The sequence below is a fragment of the Mycobacterium sp. 134 genome, assembly GCF_048282715.1.
Lineage (GTDB): Bacteria > Actinomycetota > Actinomycetes > Mycobacteriales > Mycobacteriaceae > Mycobacterium > Mycobacterium septicum.
In genome coordinates this window covers 749,547-775,939 of the sequence record NZ_JBLVUN010000008.1, presented here as the reverse complement: position 1 = coordinate 775,939, position 26,393 = coordinate 749,547, and the positions used below count along the sequence as shown (strand labels likewise).

Below are 26,393 nucleotides of genomic sequence, written 5' to 3'. Positions count from 1 at the left end.
ATCGGCTCCCTTATTCGAAACTCAGTCTTACTGAACCTAACCCGGCGAAGTCAGCGACGAAATCGCTGCCCGGAGGTGCATCTATCGCACGTGTGCACGAGCCCGGCAACACGATGTCACCGGCCTTCAGGCGCACCCCGAAGCTCTCCACCTTGCGGGCCAACCAGGCCACCGCGGTGACCGGATTTCCCAGCACCGCATCGCTGCGTCCCTCGGCGACAACCTCGCCGTGGTTGGTCAGCACGGCGTCGATGTTGCAGATATCCACGTCCTTGGGCGAGACCCGCGCTTCGCCCAGCACCCATCCGGCGCTCGACGCGTTGTCGGCGATGGTGTCGCACAACTTGATCTGCCAGTTGGTGATGCGGGTGTCGATCAGCTCGATCGCCGGGGCGAACGCAGCGGTCGCGGCGAGCACGTCTTCCTCGGTGCATCCGGCCCCGGGCAGATCGTCGGCGAGGATGAACCCGACCTCGACCTCGACCCTCGGGTACAGGAAGTTCGACGACTTCACCGGGACGTTCTCGAACACCTCCATCTCGTCGAGGAGATGGCCGTAGTCCGGCTCGTCGACGCCCATCATGTCCTGCATGGCCTTGCTGGACAGGCCGACCTTGTGGCCGATGATCCGTGCACCCTCGGCGACTCGCTGCCGGATGTTGATCAACTGGATCTCGTAGGCATCCACCACGTCGATGTCGGGGTTACCGTCGGTCAACGGGGTCATCGGAACCCGGCTGCGCTCGGCCTGGGCCAGGTCGGCGGCCAGCTGGGCACGCACCTCGTCGCTAAGCATTCTGGTGAATTCCCCTCACTTCTTTGACCGGGGCGGTTGTTGGATTGCCGGTCAATTCTATAACGTGTTCTACATGACTGGACAGGAGTACGACGTTGTCGTGGTCGGCAGCGGCGCTGCCGGCATGGTCGCCGCCCTCACCGCAGCCCACCAGGGCCTCTCGACAGTAGTCGTAGAGAAGGCGCCGCACTATGGAGGTTCCACTGCGCGGTCAGGTGGTGGGGTGTGGATCCCGAACAACGAGATTCTCAAGCGTGACGGGGTCAAGGACACGCCCGACGCCGCCCGCACCTACCTGCACAAAACCATCGGCGACGTGGTGCCCGCGGAGAAGATCGACACCTATCTCGACCGCTCGCCGGAGATGCTGTCGTTCGTCCTGAAGAACTCGCCGCTGAAGCTGTGCTGGGTGCCCGGGTACTCGGATTACTACCCCGAGACGCCGGCGGGAAGCCCACCGGCCGTTCGGTGGAGCCCAAGCCGTTCAACGCCAAGAAGCTCGGCGCCGACGAGAAGGGCCTGGAGCCGCCGTACGGCAAGGTGCCGATGAACATGGTGGTGATGCAGCAGGACTACGTCCGGCTCAACCAGCTCAAGCGTCATCCCCGCGGCGTCCTGCGCAGCATCAAGGTGGGGGTGCGCTCCGTGTGGGCCAACGCCACCGGCAAGAACCTGGTCGGCATGGGCCGCGCACTGATCGCCCCGCTGCGCATCGGCCTTCAGCAGGCCGGCGTCCCGGTCCAGCTGAACACCGCGCTGACCGATCTCTATGTCGAGGACGGCATCGTCCGCGGCGTCTACGTTGTCGATCCCCGCGACAGTTCCGCTGAGCCGCAACTGATCCGGGCGCGCCGCGGCGTGATCCTGGGCTCCGGCGGATTCGAGCATAACGAGCAGATGCGGGTGAAGTACCAGCGCGCACCCATCACCACCGAGTGGACCGTGGGCGCGGTGGCCAACACCGGAGACGGCATCCTCGCCGCCGAAAAGCAGGGCGCCGCACTCGAATTCATGGAGGACTCGTGGTGGGGCCCGACGGTCCCGCTGACCGACTCGCCCTGGTTCGCCCTGTCGGAGCGCAACTCCCCCGGCTCGATCATCGTCAATATGGCCGGCAAGCGGTTCATGAACGAGTCGATGCCGTACGTCGAGGCCTGCCACCACATGTACGGCGGCGAATACGGCCAGGGCGCGGGCCCGGGCGAGAACATCCCGGCCTGGCTGATCTTCGACCAGCAGTACCGTGACCGCTTCATCTTCGCGGGTCTGCAGCCGGGACAACGCATTCCGAAGAAGTGGCTGGAATCGGGCGTCATCGTCAAGGCCGACACCCTCGAGGAGCTGGCCGCCAAGACCGGCCTGCCCGCCGACGCGTTTGCCGCGACCATCGACCGGTTCAACGGGTTCGCCCGCTCCGGGGTGGACGAGGACTTCAAGCGCGGCGACAGCGCCTACGACCGCTACTACGGCGATCCGACCAACAAGCCCAACCCGAACCTCGGCGAGATCAAGCACGGCCCGTACTACGCGGCCAAGATGGTGCCGGGCGATCTGGGCACCAAGGGCGGCATCCGCACCGACCTGCAGGGACGCGCGCTGCGCGACGACGACTCGGTCATCGAGGGTCTCTACGCCGCGGGTAACGTCAGCTCACCGGTGATGGGTCACACCTATCCCGGCCCGGGCGGGACCATCGGACCCGCCATGACCTGGGGTTACCTCGCAGCACTAGACATTGCAGGGAAGAAGTAGATGCCAATCGATCTCGACAAGGCGCTCGGCGCCGAGCTGGAACCCATCGAGTTCTCCTGGACCAGCAGCGACATCCAGCTGTACCACCTGGGCCTCGGCGCCGGCGCCGACCCGATGAGCGCGCGCGAGCTGAGCTACCTCGTCGACGACACCCCACAGGTGCTGCCGACGTTCGGCAATGTCGCGGTCAGCTTCCACATGACCGAGCCGCCCAAGGTGCAGTTCCCCGGCATCGACATCGAGCTGTCCAAGGTGTTGCACGCAAGCGAGGCCGTCAGCGTGCCCGGTCCGATCCCGACCAGCGGAACCGCGAAGTCGGTGCAGCGCTTCACCGAGATCTGGGACAAGGGCAAGGCCGCCGTCATCGTCAGCGAGTCCACGGTGACCGATGAATCCGGCACGGTGTTGTGGACCACCAAGCGGTCGATCTTCGCCCGCGGCGAGGGTGGATTCGGCGGCGAGCGCGGACCCGCGACCTCGACCGAACTGCCTGACCGCGCACCCGATATCGAGATCTCGTTGCCGACGCTGCCGCAGCAGGCGCTGCTGTACCGGTTGTGTGGCGACCGTAATCCCCTGCACTCCGACCCGGCCTTCGCCGCGGCGGCGGGCTTCGACCGGCCGATCCTGCACGGGCTGTGCACCTACGGCATCGGCTGCAAGGCCATCGTCGACAACCTGCTCGACGGTGACGTCTCGCAGGTGGCGTCCTACGGTGCGCGGTTCGCCGGCGTGGTGTTCCCCGGCGAGACCCTGCAGGCCAACATCTGGAAGGAAGACGGCAAGTTCATCGGCGTGCTGACCGCACCGTCGCGGGACAACGCCGTCGTACTGTCGGGCGTGGAGCTCGTCCCGGCCTAGCCTTCTTCTTTTTGCTCCACCCGCTTTGTCACGCTGGAGTGGCTGTCGACCTCGACGGCCACTCCAGTGTCGTTTTGGGGACGACGTCACCCACCTGATCGGATAGCTTTGGGCCCCAACTGCTCCCGCAACTTGCGCAGCCCTGCCGAGTCTTGTGTCAGTCGGTACAGTCGCTCCACCATTCGGTACAACCGGCAATAGATCCGCGGCGGGAAGTGGGGCAGCATCGGCGATCGGCGCGCCCGGAGCGCTACCGAGAACTCCGCCGGCGGCAATCCAACGTAGCGCGTAAGGTCCTCGTACCACTGTGCACTATTTCGTGCCCAGCCCTGGTGAGGCACTATCGCGCGCACGCGCTCGGTTTGGTAGGAATCGAGCGCGGAGACCAAATCCTGCTCCCCGCAGAGCTTCTCAGCGAGTGCGATGCCGTCCTCAAGCGCCAAGATCGTCCCTGATCCGATGCTGTAATGCGTGGTGTGAGCCGCGTCCCCCATCAGCACGATGTTGTCGTGGTGCCATCTCTCGTTGGTCACCGTCGCGAAGTTCCCCCACGCCGCCCCGGTGTGGTTGGGCGCGGCGCTCAACAGCGGATGACCGTCCAGCTGCCGCGCGAAGATCCTGCTCAACAGCGCCGTGGCATCCTTCTCGTCCAGCGCGTCGAAGCCGAGCCCAGCCCAGGTCTCCGGTGAGCACTCGACGATGACGGTACTGGCCCGCCCGTCAAAACCGTAGCCGTAGAACCAGATCCAGCCGGCGTCGGTCTCGGTGAATGCGAAGTTGAACGCATCGAAAACCTTGCCGGTGCCCAGCCAGATGTACTTGTTTCTGCCCGTGACGACGTTGGTCCCGAAAGTACCCGAGTGGAGCTTCCTCAGCCGACTGTTGACGCCGTCACACGCGACTATCAAATCGGCTTCAGGCAATTGAGACGGATCCGCCACATCGTGCTCGAACTGAATGTCAATTCCGAGTTCTGTTGCACGCCTGGCCAATATGTCGACCAGCGCCTGACGACTGATACTCAATCCGCTGTGCCCGAGGCTCTCCGTCCGAGCGCCTTCCAGGTCGACCAAGCTGCCGGACCACCGGAAGGAACTCTCCCGGATCTCATCCGCCAGGCGTGGATCGATATCGACGAGCTTGTCCAGAAGTGGCTGCCAGTAGGTGATTCCCCAGCCGTACGTCGATCCTGCGGGGTTACGTTCCAGAACCGTGATCTCGTGCGACTGATCACGCATCTTCATCAAGGTCGCGAACGACAACCCGGCAGGTCCCCCACCGACACACACGATCTTCACTTCGACCCTCCCCGCGAGGAATCCGGCGTTCTTGATGATCGCAACCGGACTGCGCCGACGGGAGGCATTTGCCAAAACCGCGTCAGCGTTGCTCGATCAGTTCGCGGGCATTGTCTGCGTAGGCAAGAAGATGTGCTGTCTGGCCACCGCAGATCGCTGTGCCCGGCAGGCAGTGCCGGGCACAGCAAACAGGACTCCGAACTTCGCTACATGCGCTTCCAGAGATCGTCCCCACCGGAATGACGTGGGGCCTCGGGTGCCACCGGAACCGGGCCGGGAGCCGGCTGGCTCGGCGCGGGCGCAGCCGGTGCCGGAGCGGCAGCAGCAGGCGGGGCCGAATGCGTGACCGGAGGCGCCGAATGCGGTGCCGACGAAGCAGCCCCACCGGTGCGCTCGTTCATCTGAGTCTCACGAGAGTCCAGGCCCGCTTCACGCCGGTCCTGCGCAGCGTCGCGGTCGTTCTGGGCCGTCTCCCGATCGTTCTGCTGCTTGTCCCGATCGTTGAGCTTGGCCTCGCGCTCTTCCTGCTGCTGTTGCGGGTTCGGACCGCCGGGACCACCCGGGCCACCGGGTTGGCCGGCACCGGGTGCACCGTCTTTCCCCGCGCCGTCGCCCTTGGCGCCTTCCATGGCCTTCATCAACGGCTCCATGAGCGAGCCGAACTGGCCGCCCATCTGGCCCGCCATCTGGGCGGGCTGGCCGGCCATCTGGCCCATCTGGCCCAGCTGCCCCATCATCTGGCCCAGCTGGCCGACGCCCTGCCCACCGGATTCGTCGGCCTTCTCGTAGGCGCCCTGGGCATCGGAAAGCTTGGCGTTGAACATGTTCTCTTTGGCCGACAGGGCCGTCACGTTCGTGGTCAGCGACGCCGCCAGGGTCGGCAAGATGCCGGCGATGGTCATGCTCATGGCGTCTTCGCCGGCCTGGATCGGCGGCATGTCCGGCAGCTCGATTCCAGCGGCACTCCAGTTGAGTGCGCCGGGCGTCTGCATCGGTGCGGTCATCGGTCCCCTCCTAGCGTCAGATCACCAGTCGTCAAAGTCGTCATCGCCATCACCCAACTCGTGTTCCAGCGGGGCCGGGACGGCCAGTCCGGACGTCGTACCGCCGCCGCCACCGGCGCGCTGGCCGCCGCCCATCATGCCCATGCCACCGCCCATGCCGCCCGCCGCGTTGGCGGCAGCCACCGGCGCGACGCCGCCGATCACAGCGGCACTGGCGCCGGCGTCGACGGAAACGGGTGCGGTACCGCCACCGACCATCTTCGACAGCAGGGGTGTCTGTGGACTCCCGCCACCCGAGCCACCCGGCAATCCCGCCGCCTTGACCATCCCCGCGCCGCTGCTCGGCCCGGACCCTCCGGCCAGCGGATGGTTCGAGAATGCCGAGAACGGGCTGGGCCCGCCACCGGTGCCCTTGCCGCCCGAGCCCAGCATCTGCGTGAGCTGCTGCAGGGGCTGCGACAGCTGCTGCAGAGGTTGGGAGAGCTGCTGGGGAATCTGCCCGAGCATCTGCGGGATCTGGCCCAGCATCTGCGGGAGCTGGCTGATCATCTGCATCATCTGCTCGCTGCCCTTTTGGGCCGCTTGCGTCGCCTGAGCCGTCGGTGGGGTTCCGACCTGCGGGAGGTTGGCTATCGTGCCCAGGCTGCTGGCCATCTCACTGCTCGCGGCCGAGACCGTCGCGATGTTCTGCGACAGCCCCATCTTGATCCGGCTCTCGATCAGCTCCTGCTTGTTGCTGAACGGCAACGCCTGCAGGGCGGTGACCTCCTGCTGGACCTCTTCGGCGGCCGCATTGAGCGTGGTCTTGGTCTGCACCACGGAAGCCGCCATCGTGGTCAACGCGGTGGCGATGGCCTGCGCCTGAGCTGCATTCGCCTCGTGGCCGGCGATCATCGTGGTCGCCTCACCCGAGGCCGCCACCGACGCGCCGCCCTGCCACTCACCGGTCAGCTTCGAGAGCTGATTGGTCTGCTGCGGGACGACGTTGCCGCTGATCTTGGTCGCGACCTTCGTGTACGACGCCGCAGCCGCGGTCAACTGGTCTTCATCGATATTCGGCCAAGCCGGTCCCTGCAACGTCTGCGACCCGTACGGGCTGCTGTCGCGCGGCATCCCCATGCCACGGCCCCCTTCTACGCGTGATGCACATCCGGAGCAAACATTACCGTGCCGATCGGGGGTGGCGATGCACCTTTATCCGAGGATCAATCCCGAAGTCGGCACCCCGGTTCCCGCGGTGACCAGCACATGCTCGACACCCTCGACCTGGTTGACCGAAGTACCCCGCAATTGGCGGACGCCCTCGGCAATGCCGTTCATCCCGTGGATGTAGGCCTCACCGAGCTGACCGCCGTGGGTGTTGATCGGCAACCGGCCGCCGAGCTCGATGGCGCCGCCGGCGATGAAGTCCTTGGCCTCGCCCTTACCGCAGAAGCCGAGCTCCTCGAGCTGGATCAACGTGTACGGGGTGAAGTGGTCGTAAAGGATCGCGGTCTGGATGTCGTCGGGCGACAGACCACTCTGCTCCCAGAGCTGACGGCCCACCAGACCCATCTCGGGAAGGCCGAGCTCGTCGCGGTAGTACGAGTACATGGTGAACTGGTCGGTGCCTGCGCCCTGCGCGGCAGCCTCGATGATCGCCGGCCGGTGCTTGAGATCCTTGGCCCGCTCGGGCGTGGTGACGACGATGGCCACGCCGCCGTCGCTCTCCTGGCAGCAGTCGAGCAGCCGCAGCGGTTCGGCGATCCACCGCGAATTCTGGTGATCCTCGATGGTGATCGGCTTGCCGTAGAAGAACGCCTTCGGGTTGGTCGCGGCATGCTTGCGGTCGGCCACCGACACAGCGCCAAAATCCGCACTCGTGGCGCCGTATTCGTGCATGTACCGCTGGGCGATCATGGCCACCGAAGCGGCCGGGGTGCTCAGTCCGTGCGGGTAGGACCAGCTGTACTCGACGCCGCGCGAGTCGGCGTTGACGGTCAGGCCCGTCATCACCTGGCCGAACCGGAACTCCGAGCGCTCATTGAAGGCCCGGTAGGCCACAACGACTTCGGCCACACCCGTGGCGACCGCGAGAGCCGCCTGCTGCACGGTCGCGGCCGCGGCGCCGCCGCCATAGCCGATCTGGCTGAAGAACTTCAGGTCCCCGATCCCAGTGGACCGCGCCACGGCGGTCTCCAGGTTGGAGTCCATCGTGAACGTCACCAGGCCGTCGACATCGGACGGCTTGAGGCCGGCGTCGTCGAGGGCATCGAGCACGGCCTCGGCCGCCAGCCGCAGCTCACTGCGACCGGAATTCTTGGAGAAGTCGGTGGCGCCGATACCGGCGATGGCTGCCTTGCCGGAGAGCATCAGTTGTCCCCCAAAGTAAGTGTGGACGTGGCGATGACGTGGTTGCCAAGGCTGTTGCTGCCCACCACCTTCAGTGTCACCAGGTCGCCTTCGATCTCGGTGACCTCTCCGGTGAACGTGATGGTGTCGTAGGCGTACCAGGGCACCCCCAGGCGCAGCTTGATCGACTTGACGAACGCGTTCGGACCCGCCCAGTCGGTCACGTACCGACCGACCAGTCCGGTGTCGGTCAGGATGTTGACGAAAATGTCCTTGGAACCCTTGGCCTGCGCCAGGTCCCGATCGTGGTGCACATCCTGGTAGTCGCGCGTCGCGATGGCGGTGGAGACGATGAACGTCGGGTCGCCGTAGATCTTGAGTTCGGGAAGTGTGGTGCCGACTCGAACGTCGGAGACAGTCGGGCTCATGCTTGTGGCTCCCATGCGTACAACGTCCAGGCTGGGCTGATCTCACTGTCCGGGAAGTCGAGATAGGTCGCGGAGACCGGCATGCCGATCTTCACCTGATCGGCGGCGATCCCGCGCAGCTCGCCCAGCATCCGGACCCCCTCCTCGAGTTCGACGAGGGCGATCACGAACGGCAGGCTGCGTCCGGGCACCTTCGGCGCATGGTGCACGACGTAGCTGAAGACCGTGCCCTTGCCGGAGGCAACGACGTAATCGGCGGGAGCGTCCTTGTCGGCCCACACCGCGGGCACCGGCGGGTGCTGCAACGTGCCGTCGGGGCGGCGCTGGATCCGAAGCTCGTGGGCGTTGATGCCGTCCCAGAAGAACTTGGTGTCCCGTGACGAGGACGGTCGCATCAGCTTGTCCGGGTCGAGATCTTCTGGGATCTCATAGGTTTCGGCGGCTTCCGCGGCTGCCTGCTTGGCGGCGGGAAGGAACTTCATGATGCGCCAGTCCATGTCGGCGACTTCCTCGTCACCGACATGCCAGCGGATCTTCTGATTGATGAAGTAGCCCTCACCCAGCGCGGTCTGCTTGGGCCCCACGATGCCGACGATCTCGGCGCTCATCACCACCTGTTCGCCGGGCTGGAGGTAGCGGTGATAGGTCTGGTCGCAGTTGGTGGCGACGACACCGACATACCCGGCATCGTCGAACAACTTCATCGCCCTGCCCAGCGGATCATCGTCGGACCGGCTGCGCCCCAACCCCATCATGGTCCAGACCTGGATCATCGCCGGCGGCGCCACGATGCCGGGATGACCTGCAGCCTTGGCGGCTTCCGCGTCGACGTAGATCGGGTTCTTGTCACCGATCGCGTCGACCCAGTGGTGAATCATGGGCTGATTCACCGGGTCCCGTGCCACCGTGGGCTTGCTCGTCCCGGACGCGATGATCTGGTCGATCCCTGCCTGAAGATTCGCGCTCATCTCAACCCTTCGCTCTACCGAGGAACTCTCGGCACCCGCAGACCCGACGCCGCGATCATCTCGCGCATCACCTCGTTGACGCCACCACCGAACGTGATCACCAGATTGCGCTTGGCCATCTTGTCCAGCCAGACCAGCAGTTCGGCAGTCTCGGAGTCGGCCGGGTTGCCGTACTTGCCGACGATCTCCTCGGCCAGGCGGCCGACCTCTTGGATGCGCTCGGTGGAGAACACCTTGGTGGCAGCGGCATCGGCCACGGCGATGGTCTCGCCGGAGGCGGCCACCTGCCAGTTGAGCAGCTCGTTGATCCGCCAGATCGACTTGATCTGCCCCAGAAGGCGTTTCACGTCGTCGTGCTCGATCGGCGTGACGCCGTCCGAACCGGGCTTGGAAGCCCAGCCGTGCACCTGATCGTAGATTCCGGCAATGCGGCCGGCCGGCCCAGGCCGACCCGCTCGTGGTTGAGCTGGGTGGTGATGAGCTTCCAGCCGCCGTTCTCCTCGCCGACGAGCATGTCGGCGGGGACGTGCACATCGTTGTAGTACGACGCGTTGGTGTGGTGCGCCCCGTCGGACAGGATGATCGGGGTCCAGGAGTAGCCGGGATCCTTGGTGTCGACGATCAGGATCGAGATGCCCTTGTGCTTGGCGGCTTCCGGATCGGTGCGGCAGGCCAGCCAGATGTAGTCGGCGTCGTGGGCGCCGGTGGTCCACATCTTCTGCCCGTTGACGATGTATTCGTCGCCGTGCTTGACGGCGGTGGTGCGCAGAGACGCCAGGTCGGTACCCGCCTCAGGCTCCGAATAGCCGATCGCGAAATGCACTTCGCCGGCAAGGATTCCGGGGAGAAACTTCTTCTTCTGTGCCTCAGTGCCGAGCGCCTGAAGGGTGGGTCCCACCGTCTGCAGCGTGACCATCGGCAACGGGATGTCGGCGCGGTTGGCCTCGTTGATGAAGATCTGCTGCTCCACCGGGCCGAAGCCGAGGCCGCCGTACTCCTTGGGCCAACCGACGCCGAGCTTGCCGTCGCTGCCCATGCGCTTGATCACCGCACGGTAGGCCTCGTTGTGCCGGTCGGACTCCATCGCCGCGGCCTCTTCGGGCGTGATGAGAGTCGAGAAGTATTCCCGCAGTTCGGCTTGCAGCGCACGCTGCTCGGTCGTCAGATCGATGAACATTACGCTCCCACCAAATCGAGGCGATGCGACGGACCACCCAACAGCCGGGTCAGATCCTTGATCGAGGAGTAGTAGCGGTCCATCGGGTAGGTGATGTCCATACCCATACCGCCGTGCAGGTGATGGCACAGCCGCATGGCCGGCGCGGCCTGCGAAGTGAGCCAGTAGCCCAGAATGGCCAGGTCCTCGTCGGCGTCGAGCCCCTCGGACAGCCGCCACAGAGCCGAAGTGGACAGCAAAGAGATTGTCCGCGAGGCGATGTAGACCTCGGACAGCTGTGCGGCCACCGTCTGGAACGTCGAGAGGGGACGGCCGAACTGCTCACGGGTGGCCACGTAGTCGGCGGTCAACCGCAGTGCGCCGGCCACCAGCCCGGCGGCGAATGCCCCGGTGACGGCGAGCGCCAGCTGGTTGACCCGGTGCGCGCTCGCGCCGTCGAGCACGTCGGCAGCGTCGACCACGACATCGGCGAACGTGACCGCGTATTCGTCGGAACCGTTGGAGGTCGGGGTCTTGGTGACCGTCACGCCGTCGGCCTCGGGCGAGACCACCACCACCGCGTTGTCGGCGGTGACCACCAGCCACTTGGCCGTCTCGGCATAGGGCACACCGATTTTGGTGCCGTTGAGCTTGCCTTCCGCGAAGTTGGTCGCGGGACGCTCCGGCAGTGACTGCCCGGGCTCGTTGAGCGCCGCCGAGAGCAGCGCACCCGTCGCCACACCGGCGAGGTAGCGGTCCTGCTGGGCGTCGGAAGCCAGGTCGAGCAGCGTCACCAGACCGAGGCCCACGGTGGCCAGCGCCGGACCGGTCGTGCCGTGCCGGCCGATCTCGGTCAACGCCGTCGACAGCTCGGGCAGCCCCAGACCGTCACCACCGAGTCGTTCCGGCACTCCCAGCGCCGCGACACCACCGGAAACCAGTGCATCCCAGGTGTTGTCGCGTTCCAGAACAGAAGTCACCACGTCGGCGACAGCCTGCTGTTCTGGGTTCGGTGTGAAATCCACCCGAATCCTCCTTGATCCGTTTAGACGACAGTGCGCTCAGGCCTGATGCGCCGGCCCGCCGGCCACGGGGCACGTGCCCGTGTAGTCGACCGGCCAATGCTTAATACCATTGAGCCAGCCGGACTTCAGCCGTTCGGGATCCCCGACCGGCTTGAGGTCGGGCATGTGATCGGCGACCGCGTTGAAGATCAGGTTGATCGTCAGGCGGGCCAGGTTGGCTCCGATGCAGTAGTGCGCCCCGGTGCCGCCGAAGCCGACGTGCGGGTTGGGATCGCGAAGGATGTTGAAGGTGAACGGGTCCTCGAACACCGCGTCGTCGAAGTTCGCCGAGCGGTAGGACATCACCACACGCTCGCCCGCCTTGATCTTGACGCCGGAGATCTCGGTGTCCTCGCTGGCGGTGCGCTGGAAGGCCGACACCGGCGTGGCCCAACGAATGATCTCGTCGACGGCGGTCTTCGGCCGCTCCCGCTTGAACAGCTCCCACTGGTCGGGGTTCTGCGAGAACGCGATCATGCCGTGGGTGATCGAGTTGCGGCTGGTCTCGTTGCCCGCGACCGCCAGCATGATGACGAAGAAGCCGAACTCATCGTCGCTGAGCTTCTCGCCGTCGATGTCGGCCTGGATCAGCTTGGTCACGATGTCGTCGGTCGGGTTCTTGCCCCGCTCTTCGGCCATCTTCATGGCGTAAGTGATGACCTCGAACGAGGACATGGCCGGGTCGACGTCGGCGTACTCGGGATCGTCGCCGGCGGTCATCTCGTTGGACCAGCGGAACAGCTTGTCGCGATCGTCCTGGGGCACGCCGAGCAGTTCGGCGATGGCCTGCAGCGGCAACTCGCAGGAGACCTGCTCGACGAAATCGCCGGTGTTCGACGCCGCGGCGTTCTTGGCGATCTGCTGAGCGCGGTTGTTCAGCTCGTCCTCGAGCCGCGCCAGGGCACGCGGAGTGAACCCACGGGAGATGATCTTGCGCAGCCGGGTGTGGTGGGGGGCGTCCATGTTGAGCAGGACGGCCTTCTGCAGGTCGACCGCTTCGCGGGTCATCTCCTGCGGCCAGACCGGGATCGCACCGTTCATCGCGCTGGAGAACACCTCGCTGCGCAGTGAGACGTCCTTGACGTCCTCGTGCCGGGTGACCAACCAGTAGCCCTTGTCGCCGAAGCCTCCGGTGCCACCGGGCACGTCGACCCAGCGAACCGGCTCGGCCTTACGGAGCTCGGCGAGCTCTTCGACCGGCAGGCCCCTGAGGTTGAGCTCGGAATCGAGGAAGTCGAAATCCTTGGGGATGTTCGGGCAGCCCATGTGTCTAACTCCTAGTGTCTGTAGCAAGCCGTGCGCGTAGCCAGCAATGCTTGAAACAACGTGGTCTAGTACCAATTGAGACCATTGAAACACGCCTTGACCGCAGATCAAAGGTAGTGATGCATCCGCGCTTGTCAGAGTAATGAAACGTGTTCTAGCCTGGCTTCATGGGTAACCCTGTCATCGTCGAAGCCACCCGCAGCCCCATCGGCAAGCGCAACGGCTGGTTGTCCGGCCTGCACGCCACCGAGCTTCTCGGAGCCGTCCAGAAGGCCCTCATCGAGAAGGCCGGAATCGACCCCGGCAGTGTCGAGCAGGTCATCGGCGGCTGCGTCACCCAGTACGGCGAGCAAGCCAACAATGTCACCCGTCAGTCCTGGCTGATCGCCGGACTGCCCGAGCACGTCGGCGCCACCAGCGTGGACTGCCAGTGTGGCAGCGCCCAGCAGGCCAACCACCTGGTCGCGGGCCTGATCGCCACCGGCGCCATCGACATCGGCATCGCCTGCGGCATCGAGGCGATGAGCCGGGTCGGCCTGGGCGCCAACGGCGGCGGGGCTCGCGCCGCGTCGTGGGACATCGACCTGCCCAACCAGTTCGAAGCCGCCGAGCGGATCGCCAAGCGCCGCGGCATCACCCGCGCCGACATCGACGCACTGGGCTTCGCCTCGCAGGCCAGGGCCAAGCAGGCCTGGGCCGAAGGCCGTTTCGACCGGGAGATCTCCCCGATCGAGGCGCCGGTCATCGACGAGAACAAGCAGCCGACCGCCGAATGGAACACGGTCAGCCGCGACCAGGGTCTGCGCGACACCACCCTTGAGGGCCTGGCCGCTTTGAAGCCGGTGATGGAGGGCGGTATCCACACCGCCGGAACGTCCTCGCAGATCTCTGACGGCGCTGCGGCGGTGCTGTGGATGGACGAAGACAAGGCGAAGTCCCTCGGCCTGAAGCCGCGGGCCCGCATCATCAGCCAGGCCAACGTCGGCGCCGAGACCTACTACCACCTCGACGGCCCGGTGCAGTCCACCGCGAAGGTCCTGGAGAAGGCCGGCATGAAGATCGGCGACATCGACCTCGTCGAGATCAACGAGGCGTTCGCCTCGGTGGTGTTGTCCTGGGCCCGGGTGCACGGCGCCGACATGGACAAGGTCAACGTCAACGGCGGTGCCATCGCACTCGGCCATCCGGTCGGGTCTACCGGCGCCCGACTGATCACCACCGCCCTCCATGAGTTGGAGCGCACCGACAAGAGCACGGCACTGATCACGATGTGTGCCGGCGGCGCGCTGTCCACCGGCACGATCATCGAGCGCATCTAGTGGCCCCGGAGGGCAGGAGCGAAGCGACCGGGGAATCGGCACGGTCTGACGCCGAGCGCATCGCGGCCGCACAGGCCTACATCGATGCGCTGGTGACCCATCAGGCCGACGCGGTCCCGTTCACGCCGGATTGCATCCGCATCGAGATGGGGCTGAAGACCGGCCGGTCCGGAGATCACCTGCGCCGCAGCCTGAACAACGGCCCGCAGTTCAAGTTGATCGAGAAGACGACGGCGCCGGAGTTCAGCGTCGACGGCGATCATGTCCGCGCCCGCTTCGACGTGCTCACCAAGCCGCGCCTGTTCGGGCGGCGGGTGTGCTCACACGTCGACGAGACGTTCCTGATCCCGGCGTCGGACGGAAAGATCCACCACATCCGCGCCTCCCTGACCCCCTTCATCAGCCGCTAAGGTCCACCGCATGGCCAACACCCCCCGCCCGCTCAACGCCAAACAGGTCGAGCGCCTCAACGCGAAATCGACCGGCACCGCCATCAAATGGATGTCCCGCGCCCAGACTTGGATCTTCAAGAAGACAGGCGGACGCTTCGGGGACAAGTTTCTGCGCGGCGCCGAAGTCGGCATCCTGACCACGATCGGACGCAAGTCGGGCGAGGAACGTGACAGCCCGTTGCTGTTCCTGCAGGAGGGCAAGCGCATCGTGCTGGTCGCCTCGCAGGGCGGCCAGGGCCACCAACCCGATGTGGTACCTGAACCTGGTGGCCAATCCCCGGGTGAAGTTCCAGACCAAACACGAGACCCTGGAGCTCACCGCGCGCGACGCCACCGACGCCGAGCGCGACGTGTACTGGCCCAAGCTGGACGCGATGTACGCCGACTTCGTGAACTACCGGTCCTACACCGACCGCAAGATCCCGATCGTGATCTGCGACCCGGCATAACAGACGTTCGCCCAAAGCGCCCCTGACCTCGAGGTCAGGGGCGCTTTGCGTTGCCAGGTGTCCTGGAGCTGGCCAATTACGCAACTCTCGGTAGCAGAATTGACGAGTTAACAGAATTTTGATTATGTTCTGTGAGCGCGCCCACAGTGAACGACAGGTGAGCGGCAGGCCACATTCTCGTGAACCGATGGAGACCCTATGCAACGACCCACTCGACGCCGGGCTGCCGGTGCCGCCGCGACCACCCTGACCGCGTGTTCGCTGTTCGCCGCCGCGACCCTGCCCGCCTCCGCGCTGACCGTGACGTTCATCCGGCACGCCGAGTCGCAGGCCAACGCCTCGGGGTACATCGACACCAGCACGCCCGGACCACACCTGACCAATGACGAGGTGGACCAGACTGGCGGACTAACCGGCGAACAGCAGGCCCAGAACTTCGCTGACGCGCTGTGTGCCACCTCCTGCACCGGAACGGCAGCGCCGTTCGACGCGCTCTACGCCTCGACCATGATCCGCACCCAAGAGACCGCGAAGCCGTTGGCCGACAAGACCGGGCTGCCGGTCACCATCCTGGGCTCCTACGACCCGAACAACCCGCAGCGGAACTCCGGCGTGCAGGAAATCAGTGCCGGCATTTTCGAGGGCCTTTCCGAAAAAGAGGGCATCGGCCGCATCGGCTACATCCTCGCCCCGTTGGCGTGGACGCTGGGCTTGCAGTTCGTCCCGATCCCCGGCGGCGAGACCGGCCTCGAGTTCAACGAGCGCGTCACGAATGCGCTGGCCGATGTCGAAGCCGGAACCACCGACACCAACGGTGACGGCGAGATCGAGGCCGCGGTGTTCTCCCACGGCGCCACCATCATGATGTGGACGTTGATGAACGTCGACAATCCCAGCTTGGCCCTCCTGGCGAACACGCTCGACAACACCGACACCGTGGTGGTCACGAAGAACGATGACGGCAGTTGGCATCTGGTGAGCTGGAACGGCCAAGAGGTCGGCGATGCCGACTACGCGACCAAGATGTTCGTCAACGTGCGCGATCTGATCGTGGCCCCGCAGAAGGCGGTCTACAACATGCGCATTCCGGTCCTCTCCCTGGATCCGGAAGCCATCGTGACCACCGGTGCACAGGGTCTCCAGGACGTGGCGCAGGCCGGGGTCAAGTTCGTGACAGACTCGGTGACCGACACCGTCAACGCGATCACCGGCATCCCCGGCTCGCTGGGTCAGTCGACATCGAAGGTGTCGAAGCTCAACACCCTCAACGTCGTCGCCGACAGCGGCACCCCGGCAGCGGGCGATCTCGCCGAGAAGGCCAAGACCGCCGTCGAGGGTGTCACCGAAAGCACAAAGGCCGCCGTCGAAAACGTCGCCGAGGACGCCACATCGGCGGTCGAGAAGGTGACCGAGCCGGTGCAGGCCAAGATCACCGCCGCCCGTACCGCCAACGGCGCCACCAAGCTGACCAATGGCAACAAGGCGGAGCCGGGTAAGGCCGTCTCGGCGGTTCGCGACCGGGTCAACCAGGCTGCGGACGACGTGCGCAGCGGCGTCGAGTCCTCGGTCAAGCAGGCACGCGAAACCGTCAAGAAGCTCGCGGGTGCCGACAAGACCACCAAGGCAGTCAAGGCGGGCAAGGACAACAGCGCCGGCAAGCCGAAAGCCGCATCAAAGGACGCCGCGTGAAATAGGCGTCACAGCAAGGTAATACCAACCGGGTCGATCCCTCTCCTCGCATGAGGAGGGGGATCGACCTGTCTCTGACCCGATGTAGAGCAGCGCCCAAATTTTGTCAAATACCTTCCCGCTCAACGGGATAACTGTTCGACCTCGCCGCAAATCGCCAGACAATGTTTCTGGCCGGCCAACGCAGTGTCACCGGCACGTCACGTGAAATCCCTACAGCCACAATGGAGGAAACACATGAACCGCCGCAGAGGTGGCGCGCCGGCGTCACGGTATCGAAGTCTACTAGGGGGTGTCGCCCTGGCATTCCTCGCCTTCTTCCTGGCGATGCCAGTGGCCCATGCCGCCGAGGTCATGCGGGTGACATTCATTCGCCACGCGCAGTCAGAGGGCAACGCCTCCGGCCTGATCGACACCAAGACCCCGGGTCCGGTCCTTACCCCCCTGGGCCAGCAGCAGGCCCAGGCCGTGGCCGACAAGCTCGGCGACAACAACTACGACGCCATCTACGCGTCGACCATGGTGCGGACTCAGCTCACCGCCGCACCGATGTCGCAGCGTCTCGGCCTGCCGATCCAAGTGCTGCCAGGTCTGCAGGAGATCGAGGCCGGCGCCTTCGAGGGCACACCGGAGGCGAACGCTGCCAGCGGGTACGGTCTGTATCCGATCGCATGGGCGCTCCCGGGCGTGATCCCGCAGATCCCGTTCGACAAGAGCACGTACATGCCGGGTACCAACCTCAATGGCTACGTATTCGACGAGCGGGTCCGGGGCGCGCTACAGACGATGTACGACAACGGCGACCGCAATGCCGTGGTGTTCTCCCACGGCGGCACCATCATGTTCTGGACATTGATGAACGTTCAGAACCTCACCGTGATGGAGAAGCTCCAGCTGCTGCAGACAGCCCAGTTGAACAACACCGATTACGTCGTGATCGAGGGCAACAACGAGGACGGCTGGACCCTGGTGAATTGGAACGGCAAGCAGTTCAGCCCGGAACCGACCTTCGGACACGAGGTGAACCTCCAGCTCCGGACTTTGTCACGCCAGCTGACCGCCGCCGCGGATCAGGTCAAGGAGGCGTTCAAGACGGGTGACTTCGTGACCATTGCGACGGCCATCAACCACAGTGTCGCCGATGCAACCTTCTCGGTCACCAAGTTCAACCGCGCCATCAACGCGCAGATCATCAAGCGCGTCAGCGATGCATTCCCGAGCAACACCAACGAGGTGCAGGACAAGGTGTCCACTGGGGTCGAGGACGTCAAGAGCACGCTGAAAGCGACCACGGACAGCATCGAGCAGAAGGCGCAGTCCGCTCCGGTGACGGAGACCGTCTCGGACACAACGAAACCGGCTGATTCCGCATCCCTCGCGGGTGCGAGGTCGAAGCTCAAGGCCACCGTCGACGGCATCATCAAGCCCCGTGGCGCGACCGATCTGTCCGACGGCAACAAGGCTCTGCCGGGCGTCACGAAGTCGCTCAGCCGTACCGGCGAGCAGGTTAGGACCGCTGTGAAGGATGCTCAGGACCAGGTGGCGTCGTCGATCAAGAAACTCGGCGACGCGGTCAAGAAGGCCACCGGAGGGGTGGCCAAGCCTGCGGGCGAGAAGGCTGCCGCCAGTGAGAGCAATGCCGGCAGCGACACCGCCGGCAAAAAGGACGCCGCCTAACCAGTCGGCGTTGTTCAAGGGGTGCCCCAGGCCAATTGGCCTGGGGCACCTTTTGCATTCGCATTCGCAATCCGTGCAATAACCAGTCTCAGACAACGAGACATCTGCACATGCCCAACCAATTCACTCATACGTTCATTTCGCTCCACCTGCACATCAATGATTGGAGGAACGAAGCAATATGAGTAATTTCAGACGCCCGGGCGTTCGGGCGACGATCGCCGGCATGGGAATGATGTTCCTGGCATTCCTTTTGGCCATTCCGGTCGCCCACGCAGCGGAAGTCATGCGGATCACGTTCATTCGTCACGGTGAATCCACCGCGAATGCGGCCAACGTCGCCGACTCATCCGTGCCGGGTCCGGTCCTCACGGAGAAGGGCCGGCAGCAGGCCCGTGACATCGTCAAAGTGCTGGGCGACAACAACTACGACGCGATCTATGCCTCGACTATGGTCCGGACCCAGCTGACCGCCACGCCGATGGCGGAGTATCTGGGCCTGCCGATCCAGGTGGTTCCAGGCCTCCAGGAAATTGAGGCAGGGATCTACGAGGGCACCCCGGAATCCGATGCGGTGAAAGGCTACCTGCAGGCGCCGCTGAAATGGCTGCAGGGTGATCTCGACGCCCGCATTCCCGGGTCTGTCAACGGGCGGGAATTCGATGCGCGTATGGATGGCGCAATTCAGACCATGTACGACAACGGGGACCGTAATGTCGCGGCATTCTCGCACGGCGGCGCCATCATGTTCTGGGTTTTCCTGAATGCGGAAAATGCGGACCCGATGTGGCTGATGACCAATCCGCTGCGAAACACCGGTTATGTCGTGGTGGAGGGAAATCCTGAGGACGGCTGGCGCGTCGTCAACTGGAACGGCACCGAGATCGGCCCCGAAACCGCGTTCCACGTCGAGGTCCTGCGGCAGGTAAGGACCCTGTCGAGGCAGCTCAACGCCGCGGCCGAGCAGGTGACAGATGCCTTCGCCACCCGTGATCCGGCGGCTATCGCCACGGCGATCAACCGGAGCATCGCCGACGCGAGCTTCTCCGTGACCAAGTTCAACCGGGCGATCGGCGCCGAGGTCATCGATCGGGTGAACAAGGCATTCCCGAAGAGCGAGAACGAATTACGCGAGAAGGTGTCGTCGGGAATCGAGAGCGTCGAGACGGCGGTGGGCAACACGGTCAACACGGTGACCGAGGAGGTCCAGACCTCCGAGCCCGCTACCGCCAGGGTGCAGTCCGCTGTCAAGAAGCCCTCTGCTGCAGCAGATCTCAGCGACAGCAACAAGTCCACCTCAAGTGTCGACAAAGTGGTCAAGCGCTCGGGCGACAAGGTGCGCGCCGCTGCCGAGAACACCCGTGAGCAGGTCTCGTCATCGGTGAAGAAAGCCGGAGACGCGGTGCGCAAGGTGGTGGCGAAGGCCTCCCACGCGGCGTCACAGTCCGGGTCGGACAAAGCCGGGTCGGACAAGACCAGCGGCAAGCGCATGGCCAACTCAAAAGGCTGACAAAGACATCGAGCCTGCGCGCAGATCGCCCATCGAAGAGCCGATTTCGCGATCTGTGCGCAGACTCGGCGTAAAGAACTAGGCGCCGTACACCGGGACCGCGGGGCGAGCCTTGGCCAGCAAGTCGTTGACGACCGGGCCCAGTTCGGCGGGATCCCACTTCGCGCCCTTGTCGATCTGCGGTCCGTGGGCCCAGCCCTCGGCGATGCGGATCTTGCCGCCCTCGATCTCGAACACCTTGCCGGTGACGTCCTTTGACTCGACGCTGCCCAGCCACACCACCAGCGGGGAGATGTTCTCCGCGGCCATGGCGTCGAAGGCCTGGTCCTGGGTGGCCATCATGTCGGCGAACACGGTCTCGGTCATCCGGGTCCGGGCCGACGGCGCAATGCCGTTGACCGTGACGCCGTAACGACCCATCTCGGCGGCGGCCACCAGGGTCAGCGCGGCGATACCGGCCTTGGAGGCGCTGTAGGTGGCCTGGCCGACGCTGCCCTGCAGACCGGCGCCGGAGCTCGTGTTGATGATGCGCGCGTCGACGGTTTCGCCGGCCTTGGACTTGGCCCGCCAGTACGCGGCGGCGTGCTTCATGGTGGCGAAGTGCCCCTTGAGATGCACAGCGGTGACGGCGTCGAACTCTTCTTCGGTGGCGTTGGCGAACATCCGGTCGCGCACGATGCCGGCATTGTTGACCAGCACGTCCAGGGTGCCGAAGGCGTCCACCGCGGTCTGGATCAGACCCTCGGCCTGCGCCCAGTCGGCGACGTTGGCCCCGCTGGTGACGGCTTCGCCTCCGGCAGCGACGATTTCGTCGACCACGTTCTGCGCCGCGCTGCCACCACCGGCCGGCGAACCGTCCAGGCCGACCCCGATGTCGTTGACCACGACGCGGGCACCTTCGGCGGCGAACGCGAGCGCGTGCTCACGCCCGATACCGCCACCGGCACCCGTCACGATGACCACGCGGCCGTCGAGCAATCCCATAGCTGTTTCTCCTTATTTGTTGGCGCTTGAGGCGTCGAGGTAGGTCGGCGGCTCACCACCGCCGTGCACCTGCAGCGCCGCCCCACTGATGTAGGACGCCGCGTCAGAAGTCAAAAATGCTGCGGCCCAGCCGATATCGGCGGGCTTGGCCAGCCGGCCCAGCGGCACGGTGGAGGCCACGGCGGCAACCGACTCGGCGTCGCCGTAGAACAGCTCGGACTGCTCGGTCTCGACCATGCCCACGATCACCGAGTTCACCCGGACCTTCGGCGCCCATTCGACGGCCAGGGTCGAGGTCAGATTGTCGATCCCGGCCTTGGCCGCGCCGTAGGCCGCAGTGCCCGGCGTCGGCCGGTGCCCACTGACACTGGAGATGTTGACGATCGTCCCGCCGGTCTCCTGCTTCTGCATCACCGCGTTGGCGTGCTGGGAGACCGACAGCGGTCCGAGCAGGTTGAGCTCGATGATCTTGGCGCTGAATTTGGCCGACGCATCGGCGGCCGCCACGTACGGCGATCCGCCGGCGTTGTTCACCACGGCGTCCAGTCGGCCATGCCTGTCCACGATGGCCTCGATGAGTCCGGCCACCGAGTCGTCATCACGAACGTCGCAGCTGTGGAATTCGTAGGGCAATCCCTCGACCGGACGGCGTGCGCAGGTCACCACGGTGGCGCCCTGACCGGCGAAAACCGCGCTGATCCCAGCGCCAACCCCTCGCACTCCGCCGGTCACCAGGACCACCTTGCCGGTCAAACCCAAATTGATGGCACCGGCTTCTGGCGTATCGGTCACTGTGCTAGCGTACCAAGCAAGTGCTTGCTTAGGTAGCGACCCCTTCAGGAAGTGGATTGATGACGATCACCACCAAGACAGTCGAGCCGGGCATCGTCTCGGTCACCGTCAACTACCCGCCCGTCAACGCCATCCCGTCGGCCGGCTGGTTCGAACTCGGCGATGCGATCACCGCGGCAGGCCGCGATCGCAGCACCCACGTCGTGATCCTTCGGGCCGAGGGCCGCGGCTTCAACGCCGGTGTGGACATCAAGGAGATGCAGAACACCGAGGGCTTCGGCGCGCTGATCGACGCCAACCGCGGCTGCTACCACGCCTTCAAGGCCGTGTACGAGTGCGAGGTTCCCGTCGTCGCCGCGGTCAACGGGTTCTGCGTGGGCGGCGGCATCGGCCTCGTCGGCAACGCCGACGTGATCGTGGCCTCCGATGACGCCAAGTTCGGCCTGCCCGAGGTGGAGCGCGGCGCGCTCGGAGCCGCCACCCATCTGTCCCGGCTGGTTCCCCAGCACCTGATGCGCCGGCTGTTCTTCACCGCCGCCACCGTTCCCGCCGAGACGCTGCACCACTTCGGGTCGGTGCACGAGGTGGTCCCGCGCGAGGATCTCGACGAGGCCGCGCTGCGCGTTGCCCGCGACATCGCCAGCAAGGACACCCGGGTGATCCGGGCCGCCAAGGAGGCGCTGAACTTCATCGACGTGCAGCCCGTCAACGCGCGCTACCGCATGGAGCAGGGCTTCACCTTCGAACTCAACCTGTCCGGTGTGTCCGACGAGCACCGTGACGCTTTCGCCGGCACTGACAAGGGATCGAAATAACATGGCAGACAAGCGAACAACTCTCGACGAGGCGGTCGCCTCGATCGAAAGCGGCATGACGATCGGCATCGGCGGCTGGGGCTCACGGCGCAAGCCGATGGCCTTCGTGCGCGCCCTGCTGCGCACCGACGTCAAAGACCTGACCGTGGTCACCTACGGCGGTCCGGATCTGGGCCTGCTGTGCTCGGCCGGCAAGGTCAAGCGCGTCTACTACGGCTTCGTCTCGCTGGACTCACCACCCTTCTACGACCCGTGGTTCGCCAAGGCCCGCACCACCGGTGCGATCGAGGCCCGCGAGATGGACGAGGGCATGCTGCGCTGCGGCCTGCAGGCTGCCGCCCAGCGGCTGCCGTTCCTGCCGATCCGCGCCGGTCTGGGTAGCGATGTCCGCACGTTCTGGGGCGACGAGCTCAAGACTGTGAAGTCGCCGTACCCGACCGACGGCGCCTACGAGGAGCTCATCGCGATGCCCGCGCTGAACCTCGACGCCGCATTCGTGCACATGAATCTCGGTGACGCCCAAGGCAACGCGGCCTACACCGGTATCGACCCGTACTTTGATGACCTGTTCCTGATGTCGGCGCAGCGCCGCTTCCTGTCGGTCGAGCGCGTGGTCTCCACCGAGGAACTGGTCAAGGCCGTTCCGACGCAGGCCCTGCTGATCAACCGGATGATGGTCGATTCCGTGGTGGAGGCCCCGAACGGCGCCCACTTCACCACCAACGAGCCCGATTACCGGCGCGACGAGAAGTTCCAGCGCCACTACGCAGAGGCCGCAGGCTCCGACGAGACCTGGGCCGAGTTCGTCAAGACGTATCTGTCCGGTAGCGAAGCCGATTACCAGGCTGCCGTTCGGAAGTTCAAGGAAGATCAGGAGGCCGCCAAGTGATTGCCGTGACCCGTGCCGAGGTGTGCGCCGTCGCCTGCGCCGAACTGTTCCGCGACGCCGGCGAGATCATGGCCAGCCCGATGACCACCGTGGTCCAGATCGGTGCCCGGCTGGCCCGGCTGACCTTCTCCCCCGACATCGTGCTGACCGACGGTGAGGCCAGGATCCTGGCCGATACCCCGGCGATCGGCGCCCCGTTCACCGTCGAAGGCTGGATGCCGTTCAACCGGGTCTTCGAGACGCTGGCCTGGGGCAAGCGCCATGTGGTGATGGGCGCCAACCAGATCGACCGCTACGGCAACCAGAACCTGTCGGCTTTCGGTCCGATCCAGCAGCCGACCCGGCAGATGTTCGGTGTCCGTGGCGCGCCCGGCAACAGCATCAACCACGCCACGAGCTACTTCGTCGGTAACCACTCCAAGCGCGTGTTCTGCGACTCGGTGGACATCGTCTCCGGAATCGGCTGGGACAAGGTCGATCCGGCGAACCCGGCCTACCGCTTCGCCAACATCTACCGCGTGGTGTCCAACCTGGGCGTGTTCGACTTCAACGGCCCCGACCACCAGATGCGCGCGGTGTCGCTGCACCCCGGCGTCGAGGCCGATCAGGTCGCCGACAACACCTCCTTCGAGGTGCACGGCCTCCAGGAGGCCGAGACCACCCGGCTGGCCACCGAGGAGGAGCTCAAGCTCCTGCGCGAGGTCATCGATCCGAAGTCGTTGCGCGACAAAGAGGTCAAGGTCTAAAGAATGGGCAAGCTCAAGACTCCGCTGACCGAACTGGTCGGCATCGAGCATCCCGTGGTGCAGACGGGAATGGGCTGGGTGGCCGGTGCACGACTGGTCGCCGCAACCTCCAATGCCGGCGGGCTCGGCATCCTGGCGTCGGCGACGATGACGCTCGAGGAACTGCAGACCGCCGTGACCAAGGTCAAGGCCGCCACCGACAAACCCTTCGGCATCAACATGCGTGCCGACGCGGGCGATGCCGGTGCGCGCGTCGACCTCCTGATCCGCGAAGGAGTCAAAGTCGCCTCCTTCGCCCTAGCTCCCAAACCCGAACTCATCGCCAAGCTGAAAGACGCCGGCGTCGTGGTGATCCCGTCCGTCGGCGCGGCCAAGCACGCCAAGAAGGTGGCCGGCTGGGGTGCTGACGCGGTGATCGTGCAGGGCGGCGAGGGCGGTGGCCACACCGGCCCCGTCGCGACCACGCTGCTGCTGCCCTCGGTGCTGGATGCCGTCAAGGACACCGGGATGCCGGTGATCGCCGCCGGTGGTTTCTTCGACGGGCGCGGCCTGGCCGCCGCCCTGGCGTACGGCGCCGCTGGGGTTGCCATGGGAACCCGGTTCCTGCTGACCTCGGACTCCACCGTGCCCGAAGCGGTCAAGGAGCGGTATCTGCAGGCTGCGCTGGACGGCACCGTGGTGTCCACCCGCGTCGACGGCATGCCGCACCGGGTGCTGCGCACGGGCCTGGTCGAGAAGCTGGAGAGCGGCTCGCGGGCACGCGGTTTCGCCGCAGCCGTCGGCAACGCCCAGAAGTTCAAGAAGCTCTCGGGTATGACGTGGCTGTCGATGGTCAAGGACGGCCTCGCGATGCGGCACGGCAAAGAACTCACCTGGTCGCAGGTCGTGATGGCCGCGAATACCCCGATGCTGCTCAAAGCCGGTCTGGTGGAGGGCAATACCGACGCCGGCGTGCTGGCATCAGGGCAGGTGGCGGGCATCATCAACGACCTGCCGTCGTGCGCCGAGCTGGTCGAGAAGATCGTGGACGACGCGGTCGCACACCTGCAGTCCGCCTCGGGCTACATCCAGTAACTTCCTCGCCGAGCAGACGCAGAATCGCCCTTTTCCAACGCGAAAGGGGCGATTCTGCTGGGGGCCCCTCCCGCTTGCGGGGGACTGCTCGCGGTGTTTCCCCGCACTTGGCACAGTGGATGCATGGACATCCGTCGCGTCGAGCACCCGGTGGTCCGGCGGGCCGCCGAGGGACTGCACAACTTCAACAGCAGGCACCCGTGGAGTCACAACGACCATTTCCACGGTTGGATCCTGGCGAACCTGCCCGCACACCGCGAGGCCGCGATCGACATCGGCTGCGGCCAGGGCGAATTGGTGGCCCAGCTGGCCACTCGGTTCGCGCACATCCACGGCACGGACCTTGACGCCGGCATGCGGAGGGCGACGGCACGGCGGTGCTCCGGGCTCACCAATGTCACCGTCGACGACGCCCAGCTCACCGAGCTCGGGGGTCCCGTCGATCTCATCACCATGATCGCGGTGCTGCACCATCTCGATGCCGAGCAGGCGCTGTCGGAGGTCAAACGGCTGCTGCGCCCGGGCGGACGGTTCCTGGCCGTCGGACTGGCGGCCCCGGCCTCGATGCGTGACACCGCGTGGGATCTGGCCTCCGCGCTGACCAACCCGCTCATCGGACTGGTCAAGCATCCGCGGCCGGTGCCCGGCGGCCCGGTGCCTCCGCCCTTCCCGGTACGCGATCCGCAGCTCGGTTTCGACGAGCTTCGGGCCGTGGTCCGGGACGTGATGCCGGGCGCCGAGATGCGCCGCCGGTTGGCGTTCCGGCACACGATCTCTTGGACCAAACCCGACCCGGAGTCATGACCGCCGGGGATGTTTGCCATCGGGATGATCCGGGCCCAGTGGCGATCCTGTTCATCCCGATGCTTGTGCCGGTGGAACGCCGCGGCACGGCCGGCACACCATCGCGCGACCGCGGTCCGGGCGACGGCCGGGCGCATTGTTACCGGGGTGATAAATCATCGAGGGTTTCCACGGCTCGGACCACGAGATTCCGTTGCCCGCCGATGCCCGCAGCCAACCGAGATTTCCACCGTCACCGCAGGTGAAAGGCCAAATCATCACATCGCTGC

At 65.6% G+C, this 26,393-nt stretch carries 22 protein-coding genes and 3 pseudogenes; 13 read left to right on the top strand and 12 right to left on the bottom strand.

Features of this window, described 5'->3' with window-relative positions:
* Positions 1 to 10: 10 nt before the first annotated feature.
* Positions 11 to 796 (bottom strand): 2-keto-4-pentenoate hydratase, encoded by a 786-nt coding sequence (locus tag ACNQVK_RS08610; RefSeq protein ID WP_418029189.1) that lies wholly within the window; start codon positions 794 to 796, stop codon positions 11 to 13.
* Between ACNQVK_RS08610 and kstD the strand changes: the two are divergent.
* Both kstD and ACNQVK_RS08600 read left to right on the top strand, forming a co-directional pair.
* Positions 696 to 2,548 (top strand): annotated as a pseudogene (kstD, locus tag ACNQVK_RS08605) (3-oxosteroid 1-dehydrogenase). The gene ACNQVK_RS08610 and the pseudogene kstD sit on opposite strands and share 101 nt — an antisense overlap.
* The gene (locus ACNQVK_RS08600; RefSeq protein WP_418029188.1) at positions 2,549 to 3,409 is read left to right on the top strand and encodes a MaoC/PaaZ C-terminal domain-containing protein; all 861 of its coding nucleotides are present in this window, start codon (positions 2,549 to 2,551) and stop codon (positions 3,407 to 3,409) included.
* Between the two features lie 86 nt (positions 3,410 to 3,495).
* Here the strand turns inward: ACNQVK_RS08600 and ACNQVK_RS08595 are convergent, their stop codons facing one another.
* The 9 genes and pseudogenes from ACNQVK_RS08595 to ACNQVK_RS08555 form a co-directional block, all read right to left on the bottom strand.
* Positions 3,496 to 4,707: an FAD-dependent monooxygenase gene (locus ACNQVK_RS08595; RefSeq protein ID WP_418029187.1), complete on the bottom strand. Its 1,212-nt coding sequence runs from the start codon at positions 4,705 to 4,707 to the stop codon at positions 3,496 to 3,498.
* Positions 4,708 to 4,913: 206 nt separating this feature from the next.
* A complete protein-coding gene (locus tag ACNQVK_RS08590; RefSeq protein ID WP_409548314.1) occupies positions 4,914 to 5,711 on the bottom strand; it encodes a hypothetical protein in 798 nt (265 codons plus the stop codon).
* A 21-nt stretch (positions 5,712 to 5,732) separates the two neighbouring features.
* On the bottom strand, positions 5,733 to 6,830 hold the full coding sequence (locus ACNQVK_RS08585; RefSeq protein WP_418029186.1) for a hypothetical protein: 1,098 nt from the start codon (positions 6,828 to 6,830) through the stop codon (positions 5,733 to 5,735).
* 75 nt (positions 6,831 to 6,905) lie between these two features.
* Positions 6,906 to 8,063: a lipid-transfer protein gene (locus ACNQVK_RS08580; RefSeq protein ID WP_418029185.1), complete on the bottom strand. Its 1,158-nt coding sequence runs from the start codon at positions 8,061 to 8,063 to the stop codon at positions 6,906 to 6,908.
* The gene (locus ACNQVK_RS08575) at positions 8,063 to 8,470 is read right to left on the bottom strand and encodes a MaoC family dehydratase (RefSeq protein ID WP_276130156.1); all 408 of its coding nucleotides are present in this window, start codon (positions 8,468 to 8,470) and stop codon (positions 8,063 to 8,065) included. Before ACNQVK_RS08575 ends, ACNQVK_RS08580 begins: the two co-directional genes overlap by 1 nt.
* Positions 8,467 to 9,438: a bifunctional MaoC family dehydratase N-terminal/OB-fold nucleic acid binding domain-containing protein gene (locus ACNQVK_RS08570; RefSeq protein WP_418029184.1), complete on the bottom strand. Its 972-nt coding sequence runs from the start codon at positions 9,436 to 9,438 to the stop codon at positions 8,467 to 8,469. Before ACNQVK_RS08570 ends, ACNQVK_RS08575 begins: the two co-directional genes overlap by 4 nt.
* A 14-nt stretch (positions 9,439 to 9,452) precedes the next feature.
* A pseudogene (gene fadE29, locus ACNQVK_RS08565) lies at positions 9,453 to 10,615 on the bottom strand (acyl-CoA dehydrogenase FadE29).
* Entirely contained in the window at positions 10,615 to 11,619 is a 1,005-nt protein-coding gene (locus tag ACNQVK_RS08560) for an acyl-CoA dehydrogenase family protein (protein ID WP_418029183.1), read from the bottom strand. Before ACNQVK_RS08560 ends, fadE29 begins: the two are co-directional and overlap by 1 nt.
* A gap of 36 nt (positions 11,620 to 11,655) precedes the next feature.
* A complete protein-coding gene (locus ACNQVK_RS08555; protein ID WP_418029182.1) occupies positions 11,656 to 12,924 on the bottom strand; it encodes a cytochrome P450 in 1,269 nt (422 codons plus the stop codon).
* A 167-nt stretch (positions 12,925 to 13,091) separates the two neighbouring features.
* Between ACNQVK_RS08555 and ACNQVK_RS08550 the strand changes: the two genes are divergently transcribed.
* The 6 genes and pseudogenes from ACNQVK_RS08550 (at position 13,092) to ACNQVK_RS08525 (ending at position 20,020) form a co-directional block, all read left to right on the top strand.
* Positions 13,092 to 14,243 carry a steroid 3-ketoacyl-CoA thiolase gene (locus ACNQVK_RS08550; RefSeq protein ID WP_418029181.1) on the top strand — a complete coding sequence of 384 codons (1,152 nt, stop codon included), beginning with the start codon at positions 13,092 to 13,094 and terminating at the stop codon, positions 14,241 to 14,243.
* Entirely contained in the window at positions 14,243 to 14,653 is a 411-nt protein-coding gene (locus ACNQVK_RS08545) for a hypothetical protein (RefSeq protein WP_418029180.1), read from the top strand. The genes ACNQVK_RS08550 and ACNQVK_RS08545 overlap by 1 nt, the downstream gene beginning before the upstream one ends.
* A 10-nt stretch (positions 14,654 to 14,663) precedes the next feature.
* A pseudogene (locus ACNQVK_RS08540) lies at positions 14,664 to 15,144 on the top strand (nitroreductase family deazaflavin-dependent oxidoreductase).
* A gap of 198 nt (positions 15,145 to 15,342) precedes the next feature.
* Positions 15,343 to 16,833 carry a histidine phosphatase family protein gene (locus tag ACNQVK_RS08535; protein WP_418029179.1) on the top strand — a complete coding sequence of 497 codons (1,491 nt, stop codon included), beginning with the start codon at positions 15,343 to 15,345 and terminating at the stop codon, positions 16,831 to 16,833.
* 237 nt (positions 16,834 to 17,070) lie between these two features.
* Positions 17,071 to 18,510 (top strand): histidine phosphatase family protein, encoded by a 1,440-nt coding sequence (locus ACNQVK_RS08530; protein WP_418029178.1) that lies wholly within the window; start codon positions 17,071 to 17,073, stop codon positions 18,508 to 18,510.
* A gap of 181 nt (positions 18,511 to 18,691) precedes the next feature.
* Positions 18,692 to 20,020 carry a histidine phosphatase family protein gene (locus ACNQVK_RS08525; protein WP_418029177.1) on the top strand — a complete coding sequence of 443 codons (1,329 nt, stop codon included), beginning with the start codon at positions 18,692 to 18,694 and terminating at the stop codon, positions 20,018 to 20,020.
* Between the two features lie 78 nt (positions 20,021 to 20,098).
* Here the strand turns inward: ACNQVK_RS08525 and ACNQVK_RS08520 are convergent, their stop codons facing one another.
* Together ACNQVK_RS08520 and ACNQVK_RS08515 are read right to left on the bottom strand one after the other, a co-directional pair.
* Positions 20,099 to 21,004 (bottom strand): SDR family oxidoreductase, encoded by a 906-nt coding sequence (locus ACNQVK_RS08520; protein ID WP_418029176.1) that lies wholly within the window; start codon positions 21,002 to 21,004, stop codon positions 20,099 to 20,101.
* A gap of 12 nt (positions 21,005 to 21,016) precedes the next feature.
* Complete coding sequence (locus ACNQVK_RS08515) at positions 21,017 to 21,796, bottom strand: SDR family oxidoreductase (RefSeq protein WP_418029175.1); 780 nt, start codon at positions 21,794 to 21,796, stop codon at positions 21,017 to 21,019.
* A 59-nt stretch (positions 21,797 to 21,855) separates the two neighbouring features.
* Here ACNQVK_RS08515 and echA20 point away from each other — a divergent pair, with 59 nt between their 5' ends.
* The 5 genes from echA20 to ACNQVK_RS08490 all read left to right on the top strand — a co-directional run bounded on the left by echA20 (position 21,856) and on the right by ACNQVK_RS08490 (position 26,124).
* Positions 21,856 to 22,611, top strand: a complete 756-nt coding sequence (gene echA20 / locus ACNQVK_RS08510; RefSeq protein WP_418029174.1) for a (7aS)-7a-methyl-1,5-dioxo-2,3,5,6,7,7a-hexahydro-1H-indene-carboxyl-CoA hydrolase — start codon at positions 21,856 to 21,858, stop codon at positions 22,609 to 22,611.
* 1 nt (position 22,612) lies between these two features.
* A complete protein-coding gene (gene ipdA, locus ACNQVK_RS08505; protein WP_168441665.1) occupies positions 22,613 to 23,500 on the top strand; it encodes a cholesterol ring-cleaving hydrolase subunit IpdA in 888 nt (295 codons plus the stop codon).
* Positions 23,497 to 24,246: a cholesterol ring-cleaving hydrolase subunit IpdB gene (ipdB, locus tag ACNQVK_RS08500; protein WP_418029173.1), complete on the top strand. Its 750-nt coding sequence runs from the start codon at positions 23,497 to 23,499 to the stop codon at positions 24,244 to 24,246. Before ipdA ends, ipdB begins: the two co-directional genes overlap by 4 nt.
* Before the next feature lie 3 nt (positions 24,247 to 24,249).
* Positions 24,250 to 25,320, top strand: coding sequence for a (3aS,4S,5R,7aS)-5-hydroxy-7a-methyl-1-oxo-octahydro-1H-indene-4-carboxyl-CoA dehydrogenase (gene ipdC, locus ACNQVK_RS08495; protein WP_418029172.1), 1,071 nt, complete (start codon positions 24,250 to 24,252; stop codon positions 25,318 to 25,320).
* Positions 25,321 to 25,443: 123 nt separating this feature from the next.
* Complete coding sequence (locus ACNQVK_RS08490) at positions 25,444 to 26,124, top strand: class I SAM-dependent methyltransferase (protein WP_418029171.1); 681 nt, start codon at positions 25,444 to 25,446, stop codon at positions 26,122 to 26,124.
* Positions 26,125 to 26,393 lie beyond the last annotated feature (269 nt).

Coding starts and splice junctions, on each gene's coding strand:
- ipdC (WP_418029172.1), top strand. CDS start 24,250: ATGGGCAAGCTCAAGACTCCGCTGACCGAACTGGTCGGCATCGAGCAT.
- ACNQVK_RS08525 (WP_418029177.1), top strand. CDS start 18,692: ATGAGTAATTTCAGACGCCCGGGCGTTCGGGCGACGATCGCCGGCATG.
- ACNQVK_RS08535 (WP_418029179.1), top strand. CDS start 15,343: ATGCAACGACCCACTCGACGCCGGGCTGCCGGTGCCGCCGCGACCACC.
- ACNQVK_RS08575 (WP_276130156.1), bottom strand. CDS start 8,470: ATGAGCCCGACTGTCTCCGACGTTCGAGTCGGCACCACACTTCCCGAA.
- ACNQVK_RS08555 (WP_418029182.1), bottom strand. CDS start 12,924: ATGGGCTGCCCGAACATCCCCAAGGATTTCGACTTCCTCGATTCCGAG.
- ACNQVK_RS08585 (WP_418029186.1), bottom strand. CDS start 6,830: ATGGGGATGCCGCGCGACAGCAGCCCGTACGGGTCGCAGACGTTGCAG.
- ACNQVK_RS08580 (WP_418029185.1), bottom strand. CDS start 8,063: ATGCTCTCCGGCAAGGCAGCCATCGCCGGTATCGGCGCCACCGACTTC.
- ACNQVK_RS08530 (WP_418029178.1), top strand. CDS start 17,071: ATGAACCGCCGCAGAGGTGGCGCGCCGGCGTCACGGTATCGAAGTCTA.
- ACNQVK_RS08570 (WP_418029184.1), bottom strand. CDS start 9,438: ATGAGCGCGAATCTTCAGGCAGGGATCGACCAGATCATCGCGTCCGGG.
- ACNQVK_RS08600 (WP_418029188.1), top strand. CDS start 2,549: ATGCCAATCGATCTCGACAAGGCGCTCGGCGCCGAGCTGGAACCCATC.
- ACNQVK_RS08610 (WP_418029189.1), bottom strand. CDS start 796: ATGCTTAGCGACGAGGTGCGTGCCCAGCTGGCCGCCGACCTGGCCCAG.
- ipdA (WP_168441665.1), top strand. CDS start 22,613: ATGGCAGACAAGCGAACAACTCTCGACGAGGCGGTCGCCTCGATCGAA.
- ACNQVK_RS08490 (WP_418029171.1), top strand. CDS start 25,444: ATGGACATCCGTCGCGTCGAGCACCCGGTGGTCCGGCGGGCCGCCGAG.
- ACNQVK_RS08520 (WP_418029176.1), bottom strand. CDS start 21,004: ATGGGATTGCTCGACGGCCGCGTGGTCATCGTGACGGGTGCCGGTGGC.
- echA20 (WP_418029174.1), top strand. CDS start 21,856: ATGACGATCACCACCAAGACAGTCGAGCCGGGCATCGTCTCGGTCACC.
- ACNQVK_RS08590 (WP_409548314.1), bottom strand. CDS start 5,711: ATGACCGCACCGATGCAGACGCCCGGCGCACTCAACTGGAGTGCCGCT.
- ACNQVK_RS08550 (WP_418029181.1), top strand. CDS start 13,092: ATGGGTAACCCTGTCATCGTCGAAGCCACCCGCAGCCCCATCGGCAAG.